The following is a 12228-nucleotide window of genomic DNA, read 5'->3' on the forward strand; positions in this document are numbered from 1 at the left end:
ACCCACATGCCGCTGACGGACAGTCTGCTCCACGACCAGCTCGCAGCCCTGGGACATCGAGACGTCGAGCAGTTGGCGGTCGGTATGCAGGGCGCGGTATATCGCGTCGGCCAGGGGAGGATCGCGAAGATCTGGTTCCATGCGGGCGAGGCCGAGCTGCGGACGCTCGCTGAGCTGTACGACGTGATCGACGGGCAACTGCCGTACCGGACACCGCGGATCCACGAGCTGCGCCGCCCCGGGCCGTACTGGGTCACGGTCGAGGAGGAACTGCCCGGCGCGCCGCTCTACACGGTGGCGCCCATATTCGGTGCACAAGGGTGGGAACGCGGACGGGACTGCGTGCTGGACGTGGTCGCCGCGTTAGCGGAGGTGAAGCCGCCGGAGGTCCTTCGGCGGACGGCCGTTCTGGACGAGACAATGCCGTTCCGGCCGGAGGGCGTGAAGTGGAGCGAGGCCCTGGTCGGCCTGGTCAAGCGTCGTGCGGAACGCCTCGACAGAACCGTGGTCGACGGGGACAAGATCGCTGTGCTGCTCGAGAGACTCACCGATCTTGAGGAACCGGAGTCGAGGCTCGTCCACGGTGACGTGACCGCCGGAAACATCCTCGTCGACGACGACCTGCGCCCGGTGACACTGCTCGACTTCGGCCTTCTGACCATGAAAGGAGACCCGATGTTCGAGGCCGCGGCCGCGGCCAGTGTCATCGATCTCTGGTCGCCCAGGGTCCGCGAGGTCGAGGCGGCCTACGACGAGGCGTTCGCCGCCAGGCTCGGATATGACCGCGAGCTCCTGCTTCTCTACCGCTGCGCCCACTCCTTGATCATCGCCCACGCCCACGACGACGATCCGTACGACCGCGACAGTCATGAACCGCTGACGGCGAAGCTGTTCGACCACCCCGAGGTCACGGCGCTCCTCAGGAGATGACGCAGAAGACCGTCCCGTCGGGAGCGCGCAGGACGGTGAAGTCGGCGTCCGGGGGATAGTTCCAGTCGACCCGCTCGGCGCCGAGGGAGATCAGGCGCTCGATCTCGGCCGCGGCGCTGGAGTCGCCCTCGACCCACAGGTCGAAGTGGGTGCGGTCGGTCTCGTCGAGGTGCAGGCGGGTCGGCGGCGTGCCGGCCGGCGGCACCAGGAAGTCGGGGTTGGCGGCCGGGGTCAGTCCGAGGGCCTCGCGCCAGAAGTCGGCGGCTGGACCGGTCTGCGGGACGTTCAGGACAACTGCGCCGAGTCGTAGAGCCATGGGTCCAGCGTCATCGGCGGACGCCCAGGTATGCATAACCGGCCGCCGGACGGCGTGTCGGGCCCGTTTCCGAGGGTTCTGCATACCTGGACGGACAGCTACGGACAGTCACCTAAGCAACCCAGCGTCAGGGACCGCAGCGTGAGATCGGTCTCGGCCACCGCGTGCGAGGCGGGGTCCGGGAGCAAGTAGGCTTGCGCGGGCGCCGTTTCGGGTGCCCATGCTGATACTGATTAGAGAACTCGCAGGGAACCCGAGGAGAAGACCGCGTGACTTCCCATCGCCCCGCGGCGGTCGTGATCATGGCCGCCGGTCTGGGAACCCGGATGAAATCGGCGACCCCGAAGGTGTTGCACGAGATCGGCGGGCGCAGTCTCGTCGGGCACGCCGTGCACGCCGCCCGGGCGCTGAGTCCCGAGCACCTCGTGGTCGTGGTCGGCAACGGCCGCGAACTCGTCGAGGAACACCTGAAGGCGGTCGACCCCGAGGCCCGGACGGCGGTCCAGGAGCAGCAGCTCGGCACCGGTGACGCGGTCCGCGCCGGGCTCACCGCCGTACCTGCCGACTTCGACGGCTCCGTGATCGTGACGTCCGGCGACGTCCCGCTGCTCGAGGCGGAGACACTGCACGACCTTGTCGCCGACCACGACAAGCAGGGCAACGCGGTCACCGTGCTGACCGCGCGGGTTCCCGACCCGACCGGCTACGGGCGGATCGTCCAGGGCCCGGACGGCACCATCGCGGCGATCGTCGAGCACAAGGACGCCACCGAGGAGCAGCGCGCGATCGACGAGATCAACGCGGGCATCTACGTTTTCGACGCGGCCACGCTGCGCGACGGGCTGAGCCGGATCACCACCGACAACGCCCAGGGCGAGCTGTACCTGACCGACGTGATCGCGATCGCCCGCAACGACGGCAAGCGGGTCGCATCGCACGTCATCGACGACGCGATGCAGACCGAAGGCGTCAACGACCGTGTCCAGCTGGCCGCGCTGCGCGCCGAGCTCAACCGCCGGACCCTCACCAAGCTGATGCGCGACGGCGTGACCGTCGTCGACCCCAACACCACCTGGGTCGACGGGACCGTCCAGATCGCGCGCGACGTCACCCTGCTGCCGAACACGCAGCTGCACGGCGCCACCACGGTCGACGAGGGCGCCACGATCGGCCCGGACACCACGCTCACCGACGTCACCGTCGGCGCCGGCGCGACGATCATCCGGACCCACGGATCGAGCGCGGAGATCGGCCCGAACGCGAGCGTCGGCCCGTTCGCGTACCTGCGGCCGGGCACGAAGCTCGGTGTGAAGGGCAAGATCGGCACCTTCGTCGAGACCAAGAACTCCACGATCGGCGACGGCGCGAAGGTCCCGCACCTGACCTATGCGGGCGACGCCACGATCGGTGAGGGCGCCAACATCGGCGCCGGCACGATCTTCGCGAACTACGACGGTGTCGCGAAGCACCCGACCCACGTCGGCAAGCACTCGTTCATCGGCAGCAACTCGGTGCTGGTCGCCCCGCGGACGATCGCGGACGGCGCCTACCTCGCGGCCGGTACGGCGCTCACCGAGGACGTCGGCCCGGGCGAGATCGCGGTCGCGCGCGGCCGGCAGCGCAACATCAAGGGCTGGGTCGCCCGGAAGCGGGCCGGTACCAAGACCGCCGCCGCGGCCGAGGCGGCGCTGACCGACCAGCCGGACGAGCAGCAGTCCTGAGCACGGAACAACGGGAGGCGCGGGCGATGAGCGGGATGAAACGAACCACCGAGAAGAACCTGATGGTTTTCTCCGGCCGGGCGCATCCCGGTCTCGCCGAGGAGGTGGCCGAGGAGCTCGGGTCCGGCCTGGTGCCGACCCAGGCGTACGACTTCGCCAACGGCGAGATCTACGTCCGGTTCGAGGAGTCGGTCCGGGGCAGCGACGCGTTCGTGATCCAGAGCCACACCTCGCCGATCAACGAGTGGATCATGGAGCAGTTGATCATGATCGACGCGTTGAAGCGGGCGTCGGCGAAGCGGATCACCGTGGTGCTGCCGTTCTACGGCTACGCCCGGCAGGACAAGAAGCACCGCGGCCGCGAACCGATCTCGGCCCGGTTGATGGCCGACCTGTTCAAGACCGCGGGCGCGAACCGGCTGATCTGCGTCGACCTGCACACCTCGCAGATCCAGGGCTTCTTCGACGGCCCGGTGGACCATTTGATGGCGCTGCCGATCCTGAGCTCGTACGTTGCGGAGAAGTACGGCGACCAGCAGTTGGCCGTGGTGTCGCCGGACGCGGGCCGGATCAAGGTGGCCGAGCAGTGGTCGGCGCGGCTGAGTGGTGCGCCGCTGGCGTTCATCCACAAGACTCGCGACATCGACCGGCCGAACGAGACCGTTGCGAACCGGGTCGTCGGTGAGGTCGCCGGCCGGGTCTGCATCCTGGTCGACGACATGATCGACACCGCCGGCACCATCACCAAGGCCGCCGACGCGCTGTACGCCGAGGGCGCGGCGGGTGTGGTGATCGCGGCGACCCACGCGATTCTGTCCGGTCCCGCGGTGGATCGGCTGAAGAACTGCCAGGCGACCGAGGTGATCGTCACCAACACACTGCCGATCGCCGAGGAGCGCCGCTTCGACAAGCTCACCGAGCTGTCGATCGCTCCGCTGATCAGCCGCGCGATCCGCGAGGTCTTCGAGGACGGCTCGGTGACGAGCCTGTTCGACGGCCGCGCCTGACAAGACTCGCTCCAGCTCACCGAACTGCCGCCGGCCCCCAGGGCTCGGCGGCAGTTGGCTGGACGGCGTCAGGCGGGGAGCCGCCGTCCACTCACCTTTCCGCTGCCGGATTCGATGACCTGGGTCGTGCTGTTCGGCGCGAACACCGTGAACCGGTAGGACGCCGTCAGCTTGCCGTGCGACACCGAGCCCCACAGCTGCACGCGAACCGTCGGCCCGACGGACTCCGGTCCCTGCTCACCAGGGAAGCCGGACCACACCGTCGCCCGGAACGATTTGCCCTTCACCGACCACGAACCGGTGAACGGCGGCCCGGCCGGGCTGATGTCGTGGATCACCAGCACGTTGCCGGCGGCGAAGCTCAGGATCGTGCGGATCCTGTCCTTCGACCCGTTGTCCTGCCGGACGCACAGCCAGCTGCCCAGCACGCTGTTGCCACTGGCCGCCTCCGCCGGCGTGGCCGTCGCCAGTCCGGCCACCGCGACACCGCCCGCGGCGATTCCCGCACCCCTGAGCGCCTGTCTGCGCCCGATCGTGTTCTCACTCATGGCAATCCTCCCCCTGAGAACCACTGTCCCTTTCAAACTGCACCCGGCCGGGGCGGCTGGCAACGGTTCGCCGGGCATGGTGACTGACATAGGTTGGGGCGGTAACTGACCGGATCGACGATCGGACACCCGGATGCGGATCACCGTCTTTCATCCCGGAGCGATGGGCTCCAAGCTCGCGGCGCAGTTGGTCACCGCCGGCCACCAGGTGAGTTGGGTACCCCAGGGGCGCAGCGAGGCGTCGAAAGCGCGGGCGGACGAGGCCGGTCTGATCGGACTGCCGTTCGCGGACGCCGTCCGTACGGCGGAGGTCATTCTGTGCTCGTGCGCACCCCAGGGCGCCGTCGAGATCGCGGAAAGTGTCGGGCGTGCAGGCTTCACCGGCCTGTACGTGGAGGCGAATCCGCTGTCGCCGAAGTCGTTGCACGCGGCGCAGGACGCCGTACCGAACGCGACGTTCGTGGATGCCGGTGTGGTCGGGCCGCCGCCGGTCGGCGGCGAAAGCCCGACGCACCTGATGCTGTCCGGCACGGCGGCGGATCAGGCGGCCGAGTTGTGGGCAGGTACGGCGGTGACGCCGATGGTGGTCGGTGCTGAGCCGGGTGCGGCGAGCGCGGCGAAGTCGTCGTTCGCCCTGTACAACAAGGGCAAGGCCGCGCTCGCGGTGCTGGCGTTCCAGCTCGCGGCCGAGCACGGTGTGACCGAGGCGCTGGTCGCTCAGCAGACGCGGGCGGACGGCGGTTCGCTGCAGGACCCGGACCTCCCCGACCAGCTCCGCAGCGTCGCCTGGCGCTGGGGCCCGGAGTTCGACGAACTCGCCGAGACCCTCGACGCCGCAGGCCTCGAGGGAGACGCCGCCCGAGCCCTCCGGCAGGTCTGGAGCAAGCTCACCTGACCCTGGCCCTGGCTCGGACGCGGCTGGAAACGGGTGACCGGAGGGTCTCGGAACCGGGAGCAAAGTGCCCGGGCGGGACGGATTTCCCGTCTGGGCGGGCTCGTGGGTAGACTGTTTTGGTTGCCTCGGCGAGGGACGCCCCCCGAGAACTGTTGGGCGCGGCTCCGTGATCGACGCGGTGGTTCGTTGCCTGACGCCTTCTCCGGGGTCAGCAGGCGCCCGCTGAGGCCGCAGCCGAGTTCCACCCAGTCAACAGATCACCGCAACGCTTTTGAGGAGTGTCATCTCGTGGCCGAGGTCAAGATCCAAGCCGAAGCGCGCACTGAGTTCGGCAAGGGTGCTGCCCGCCGAATCCGCCGGGACAACAAGGTCCCCGCTGTCCTGTACGGCCACGGCAGTGACCCCGTGCACATCACGTTGCCCGGTCACGACACCATGCTGGCCCTGAAGACCGCCAACGCCCTGCTGCTGATCGAGGTCGAGGGCGGCGAGTCGCACCTGGCGCTGCCGAAGCAGGTCCAGCGCGACCCGCTGAAGGGCTTCATCGAGCACGTCGACCTGGTCATGGTCAAGCGCGGCGAGAAGGTCCAGGTCGAGGTCGCGGTGCACCTCGAGGGCGAGGCCGTCTCCGACGCGCTGGTCGTCACCGAGCACGCCACCGTGCTGGTCGAGGCCGAGGCGACGCACATCCCGGAGAGCATCACGGTGTCGATCGAGGGCCTGGAGATCGGCTCGCAGATCCACGCCTCCGACCTGCAGCTGCCGGCCGGTTCGACGCTGGCGATCGACCCGGAGACGCTGATCGTCAACGTCACCGCGCAGCCGACCGCCGAGCAGGTCGAGGGCGAGCTGGCCGAGGCCGAGGCCGAGGCGGGAATCGAGCGCGACGAGCCGACCGCCGAGGAGCCGGTGGCCGCCGCGGCCGAGTAATCTCAGCCGCAGCAGAATTCTTCGGGAGGGCCGGGATCCGTGGCGGACGACGTGTGGTTGGTCGTCGGACTGGGGAATCCCGGCCCTTCGTATGCCCGGACCCGGCACAACATCGGGCACCTGGTCGCGGACGAGCTGGCGGCCCGCGCCGGGTCGAAGTGGAAGCAGAGCAAGCAGGTCAAGGCCGAGCTCATCGAGACCCGGATCAACGGTCTGCGCGCGGTCCTGGCCAAGCCCCGCTCGTACATGAACGAGTCCGGCGGGCCGGTGTCCGGGCTGCTGAAGTTCTTCAAGCTCACCCCGACGAACCTGATCGTCGTGCACGACGAGCTGGACATCGACTTCGGCGTCCTGCGCTGCAAGTTCGGCGGCGGGGACAACGGACACAACGGGCTGAAATCGCTGCGGAAATCGCTTGGCACCGGTGAGTACTATCGAGTGCGGTTCGGTGTGGGTCGTCCACCGGGCCGGCAGGCGCCCGCCGACTTCGTCCTGAACGAGTTCTCCTCGACCGAACGCAAGGATCTCCCCTTCGCCGTGGACCGGACGGCCGACGCGGTCGAGTGCCTGCTGACGGACGGCCTGGAAGCTACCCAAGGGAAGTACAACTCGTGAAGCTCAGCGGTCTGGTCGACACCCTGATCACCGATCCGGTGGTGTCCGAGGCCGTCCGTGACGCCCGCGCGGGCGAGGTCACGACGCTCGACGTGAGCGCGCCGACGCCGGTGCGCCCGGTCCTGCTGGCCGCGCTCGCCGCCGCCGGCAAAGGCGCGGACCGGCCGGTCCTGGCCGTCACCGCGACGTTCCGTGAGGCCGAGGAGCTCACCGAGGCGCTGCAGTGCCTCGTCGACGAGCCCTCCGAGGTCGCGTACTACCCGGCGTGGGAGACGCTCCCGCACGAGCGGCTCAGCCCGCGCTCGGACACGGTCGGCCGCCGGCTCGCCGTCCTGCGGCGGCTCGTGCACCCGGATCCGTCCGACGAGACGACCGGTCCGATCAAGATCCTGGTCGCGCCGGTGCGGTCGGTCCTGCAGCCGCAGGTGGCCGGTCTCGCGGACCTGAAGCCCGTCCAGCTGCACGTCGGCGACACGGTCGAGCTCGAGGACGTCGTGGAGCGGCTCGCCGGCGCGGCTTACCACCGGGTCGACCTGGTCGAGCGGCGCGGTGAGTTCGCGGTCCGCGGCGGCATCATCGACGTGTTCCCGCCGACCGAGGAGCACCCGCTGCGGGTGGACTTCTTCGGCGACGACGTCGAGGAGATCCGGTACTTCGCGGTCGCCGACCAGCGTTCGCTCGAGATCGCCGAGCACGGGCTGTGGGCGCCGCCGTGCCGTGAGTTGCTGCTGACCGACGAGGTCCGCTCGCGCGCCGCCGTACTCGCCAAGGAACACCCGGAGCTCGCCGAGCTGTTCGAGAAGCTCGCCGAGGGGCACGCGGTCGAGGGCATGGAGTCGCTGGCTCCGGTGCTCGTCGACCACATGGAGCTGCTGGTCGACCTGATGCCGGCCGGGACCCATGTCGTGGTCAGCGACCCCGAGCGGGTCCGCGCCCGTGCGCACGACCTGGTCGCGACCAGCCAGGAGTTCCTGGAGGCGTCGTGGGCGGCGGCCGCCGGTGGCGGTGAGGCCCCGATCGACCTGGGCGCGGCGGCGTACATGTCGCTCGGTGACGTCCGGTCGCACGCGCTCAACCGCGGTCTGGCGTGGTGGAGCATGTCGCCGTTCGCGGCCGCGCCGTCCGACGCGCCCGAGCTGCGGGACGCGATGGGCGAGCGGGTCGCGTTCGACATCGACACCGAGGCCGGTGCGGTCGTCAGCAGGACGCTCGCCGCTCGCGAGGTCGACCCGTACCGCGGTGAGACCGGTGCGGCGACCGAGGACATCCGCGGCTGGCTGCGCGACGGCTGGCGGGTCGTCTGCGTCACCGAGGGCCACGGCCCCGCGCAGCGGCTGGCCGAGGTGTTCTCCGACGCCGAGCTGCCGGCCCGCGCGGTCGAGGGGATCGAGGAGGTCCCCGAGCCCGGTGTCGTGCTGATCTCGCAGGGCCGGCTCGAGCAGGGCTTCATTGCCGAGGGCATCAAGCTCGCGGTGCTCACCGAGAACGACCTGGCCGGTCAGCGCTCGGCGGCCGAACGCCGTTCGCAGCAACGGATGCCGTCGCGGCGCAAGAAGACCATCGACCCGCTCGAGCTGCAGCCCGGCGACTTCGTCGTGCACGAGCAGCACGGCGTCGGCCGGTACGTCGAGATGATGCAGCGCACCGTCGGCTCCGGGTCGCAGAAGGCCACCCGCGAGTATGTCGTGATCGAGTTCGCGCCGAGCAAGCGCGGCCAGCCCGGCGACCGGTTGTACGTGCCGACCGACCAGCTCGACCAGGTCACCCGGTACGTCGGCGGCGAGCAGCCGACCCTGGACAAGATGGGTGGCGGCGACTGGGCCAAGCGCAAGGGCCGCGCCCGCAAGGCGGTTCGGCAGATCGCCGGCGAGCTGATCAAGCTGTACGCCGCCCGCCAGGCGACCAAGGGCCACGCGTTCGCAAAGGACACGCCGTGGCAGCGGGAGCTGGAGGACGCGTTCCCGTTCGTGGAGACGCCCGACCAGCTCGCCACCATCGACGACGTGAAGCACGACATGGAGCGGATCACGCCGATGGACCGGATCGTCTGCGGCGACGTCGGGTACGGCAAGACCGAGATCGCCGTCCGGGCCGCGTTCAAGGCGGTGCAGGACGGCAAGCAGGTCGCCGTACTGGTGCCGACCACGCTGCTCGTGCAGCAGCACTACGCGACCTTCGCCGAGCGGTACGCCGCGTTCCCGGTGAACGTGGCGCCGCTGTCGCGGTTCCAGACCGACAAGGAGTCCAAGGCCACCATGGACGGCCTCGCCGACGGTTCGATCGACGTGGTCATCGGCACCCACCGGCTGCTGTCCGGCGAGGTGCAGTTCAAGGACCTCGGCCTGGTCATCGTCGACGAGGAGCAGCGCTTCGGCGTCGAGCACAAGGAGCAGCTGAAGCGGCTGCGGACCGCGGTCGACGTGCTGACGATGTCCGCAACGCCGATCCCGCGGACGCTGGAGATGTCGATCACCGGGATCCGCGAGATGTCCACAATCGCCACCCCGCCCGAGGAACGGCACCCGGTGCTGACCTTCGTCGGCGCGTACGACGAAGGCCAGGTGACCGCCGCGATCCGGCGCGAGCTGCTCCGCGAGGGTCAGGTCTTCGTCGTCCACAACCGGGTGAACACGATCGAGAAGGCGGCCGCCCGGATCCGCCAGCTGGTCCCGGAGGCCCGGGTCAGCGTGGCGCACGGCCAGATGAACGAGCACACCCTCGAGCAGGTCATCCAGGACTTCTGGGAGAAGCGCTCGGACGTGATCGTGTGTACGACGATCGTGGAGTCCGGGATCGACATCTCGAACGCGAACACGATGATCGTCGAGCGCGCGGACCTGCTCGGCCTGTCCCAGCTGCACCAGCTCCGCGGGCGGGTCGGCCGTGGCCGCGAGCGGGCGTACGCGTACTTCTTCTTCCCGCCGGAGAAGCCGCTGACCGAGACCGCGCACGACCGGCTGGCGACGATCGCGCAGCACGCCGACCTCGGCGGCGGGATGGCGGTCGCGATGAAGGACCTGGAGATCCGCGGCGCCGGCAACTTGCTCGGCGGCGAGCAGTCCGGGCACATCGCCGACGTCGGCTTCGACCTGTACGTCCGGCTGGTCGGCGAGGCGGTCGCGGAGTACCGCGGCGACACCCAGGCCGAGGAGCCCGAGGTCAAGATCGAGCTGCCGATCGACGCGCATCTGCCGCACGACTACATCCCGTCGCAGCGGCTCCGGCTGGAGATGTACCAGCGGCTGGCCGCAGTCCGCGACGAAGCGGGCATCGCCGAGCTGGTCGAGGAGTTGCACGACCGGTACGGCGACATCCCGCAGCCGGTGCTGAACCTGATCGAGGTGGCGAAGTTCCGCAACCACGCCCGCCGGGCGGGGCTGCACGACGTCACCCTGCAGGGCACCACGATCCGGTTCGGGCCGGTCGACCTGCCGGATTCGAAGGTGCTGCGGCTGAACAGGCTGTACCCGAAGAGTCTGGTGAAGCCCCAACTGCATACGATTCTGGTACCGCGACCGGCCACCCGGCCGGTCGGCGGGCAGCCGCTCCGCGACCAGGAGCTGCTGCAATGGTGCACCCGGTTGATCGACGACGTGATCGCCGAACCTATTGTGGTGCCGGCGTGAAACCGCCGACGACGACGAGAACTGGCAAGGAGATCTGGTGAGCACACGGCTTCGGGCGCTCGGTGTGGTGGCGACGGTTGCGCTGCTGACCGGTGGATGCGCGGCGGGGACCCACCCGGGCGCGGCCGCCGTGGTCGGCGGGCAGGAGATCAGCAACAGCCAGGTCGACGAGACCGCGCGCGCGTTCTCGGCCGCGGTCGGCGAGCAGGTCCCGGTCCCGGCGATCGTCAACCAGATGGTCAGCGACGTGCTCACCGAGCAGGTCCGGCAGGAGAAGTCGATCACGGTCGCCGACGCCGAGGTCGCGGCGGCCGTTCCGCTGATGTTCAACGAGCAGGTCACCCAGAAGCTGCAGGCCGACCCGGTCAGCAACGAGTTCTTGCAGCAGATCGCCACCAGCGCGGTGATCCAGGCCAAGCTCGCCGGCGGCAACGGGAAGCTGGACACCGCGGACGTCCAGCAGCAACTGCAGCAGGGTTCCGCCGTGGTCAAGCAGGAGTCGAAGGACATCGAGGTCTCGGTGTCGCCGCGCTACGGCCGGTGGACCGACGGTCAGCTGAACACCTCGATCTCCGGCTCGTTGTCCAAGGAGTCCAAGCAGACCGCCGAGCAGCGCAACGCGAACGCCCAGCCGGGTCAGGGCTGACACTGCCGCATGGCTGACGCCGGTGGGATCAAGGTCGTCCTCACGAGTCCCCGGGTCGCGCCCGGTCTGCTGACCCGCGCGACCTGGCAGGTCCTGGAGGCCGCCGACGAGATCGGCGCGGCCGGCGGGCCGGACCGTCCGGACGTCCAGGCCGTGATCGGATCCGGGCTCGTGGTCACGCAGGTCGAGAGCGGTGTCGCGGCCGCCTGGTCGTGGCTCTCCGCCGCCGCGGAGGCCGGCCGTCAAGTGGTCTGGCTGACCGGTGACGACGGTGAGCCGGGGCTGTTGCGCGTGGTCGCCGACGAGCGGACGCGCGCCCCCGAGGCGCCGTACGACGTGGAGATCCTGCACGGCTCGTACGACGTACCGGGTGCGCGGCTGATCGATCTGGTCCGGGTGATGGACCGCTTGCGGCGGAACTGCCCGTGGGACCAGGAGCAGACGCACGAGAGCCTTGCGAAGTACCTGCTCGAGGAGACCTACGAGACGCTCGAGGCGATCGACACCGGGGACCGCGACCACCTGCGCGAGGAGCTCGGTGATCTGCTGCTGCAGGTCGTGTTTCACTCCCGTGTCGCGGAGGACGCCGAGGACGGGTTCACGATCGACGACGTGGCCGGCGGGATCGTCGAAAAACTGATCCGGCGCCACCCGCACGTGTTCGGCACCGTCGACGCCGCCGACGCGGCCGCGGTCGAAGCCAACTGGGAGACCATCAAGGCCGCCGAGAAGCAGCGCTCCTCGGTCCTCGAAGGCATCCCGCTCGCACTGCCCGCGCTGGCCCTGGCCGACAAGGTCCTCGGTCGCGCCGCCAAGGTCCTGCCCGCCGAGACGCCCGCGGACGCGGCCGACGACATCGGCGGGCGGCTGCTGGACGTCGTCCGCGACGCCCGAGCCGCCGGAATCGACGCCGAACAGGCCCTCCGCGTCGCCGTCCAGCAGTTGTCGGCCGAGATCCGCACCGCCGAACAGTCCTGACGCAGGGGCGGAAATC

The 12228-nt window shown here is 69.8% G+C and carries 11 protein-coding genes; 9 read left to right on the forward strand and 2 right to left on the reverse strand.

Annotated elements, in window-relative coordinates:
• Positions 1-6: 6 nt before the first annotated feature.
• Positions 7-930, forward strand: coding sequence for a phosphotransferase (locus AB0B82_RS04505; RefSeq protein WP_360162417.1), 924 nt, complete (start codon positions 7-9; stop codon positions 928-930).
• On the opposite strand, the gene AB0B82_RS04510 is transcribed toward AB0B82_RS04505, so the two are convergent.
• Positions 920-1246 (reverse strand): VOC family protein, encoded by a 327-nt coding sequence (locus tag AB0B82_RS04510; protein ID WP_360162419.1) that lies wholly within the window; start codon positions 1244-1246, stop codon positions 920-922. The genes AB0B82_RS04505 and AB0B82_RS04510 overlap by 11 nt on opposite strands.
• A 269-nt stretch (positions 1247-1515) precedes the next feature.
• On the opposite strand from AB0B82_RS04510, the gene glmU reads away from it, so the two are divergent.
• Positions 1516-2967, forward strand: a complete 1452-nt coding sequence (gene glmU / locus AB0B82_RS04515) for a bifunctional UDP-N-acetylglucosamine diphosphorylase/glucosamine-1-phosphate N-acetyltransferase GlmU (RefSeq protein ID WP_360162421.1) — start codon at positions 1516-1518, stop codon at positions 2965-2967.
• 26 nt (positions 2968-2993) lie between these two features.
• Positions 2994-3974: a ribose-phosphate diphosphokinase gene (locus AB0B82_RS04520; RefSeq protein ID WP_360162423.1), complete on the forward strand. Its 981-nt coding sequence runs from the start codon at positions 2994-2996 to the stop codon at positions 3972-3974.
• A gap of 68 nt (positions 3975-4042) precedes the next feature.
• Here AB0B82_RS04520 and AB0B82_RS04525 read toward each other — a convergent pair whose 3' ends face one another.
• A complete protein-coding gene (locus tag AB0B82_RS04525) occupies positions 4043-4522 on the reverse strand; it encodes a hypothetical protein (RefSeq protein ID WP_360162425.1) in 480 nt (159 codons plus the stop codon).
• A gap of 133 nt (positions 4523-4655) precedes the next feature.
• On the opposite strand from AB0B82_RS04525, the gene AB0B82_RS04530 reads away from it, so the two are divergent.
• From AB0B82_RS04530 to AB0B82_RS04555, 6 genes are all read left to right on the forward strand, one after another.
• Positions 4656-5417 carry an NAD(P)-binding domain-containing protein gene (locus AB0B82_RS04530; protein WP_360162427.1) on the forward strand — a complete coding sequence of 254 codons (762 nt, stop codon included), beginning with the start codon at positions 4656-4658 and terminating at the stop codon, positions 5415-5417.
• Positions 5418-5705: 288 nt separating this feature from the next.
• Positions 5706-6347, forward strand: coding sequence for a 50S ribosomal protein L25/general stress protein Ctc (locus tag AB0B82_RS04535; protein WP_360162429.1), 642 nt, complete (start codon positions 5706-5708; stop codon positions 6345-6347).
• 39 nt (positions 6348-6386) lie between these two features.
• The gene (gene pth, locus AB0B82_RS04540) at positions 6387-6962 is read left to right on the forward strand and encodes an aminoacyl-tRNA hydrolase (protein ID WP_360162431.1); all 576 of its coding nucleotides are present in this window, start codon (positions 6387-6389) and stop codon (positions 6960-6962) included.
• Positions 6959-10588, forward strand: a complete 3630-nt coding sequence (gene mfd, locus AB0B82_RS04545; RefSeq protein ID WP_360162433.1) for a transcription-repair coupling factor — start codon at positions 6959-6961, stop codon at positions 10586-10588. The genes pth and mfd overlap by 4 nt, the downstream gene beginning before the upstream one ends.
• A 37-nt stretch (positions 10589-10625) precedes the next feature.
• The gene (locus AB0B82_RS04550; RefSeq protein WP_360162435.1) at positions 10626-11234 is read left to right on the forward strand and encodes a hypothetical protein; all 609 of its coding nucleotides are present in this window, start codon (positions 10626-10628) and stop codon (positions 11232-11234) included.
• 9 nt (positions 11235-11243) lie between these two features.
• On the forward strand, positions 11244-12212 hold the full coding sequence (locus AB0B82_RS04555; RefSeq protein WP_360162437.1) for a MazG family protein: 969 nt from the start codon (positions 11244-11246) through the stop codon (positions 12210-12212).
• Positions 12213-12228 lie beyond the last annotated feature (16 nt).

The organism is Kribbella sp. NPDC048915, assembly GCF_040649595.1.
Lineage (GTDB): Bacteria > Actinomycetota > Actinomycetes > Propionibacteriales > Kribbellaceae > Kribbella.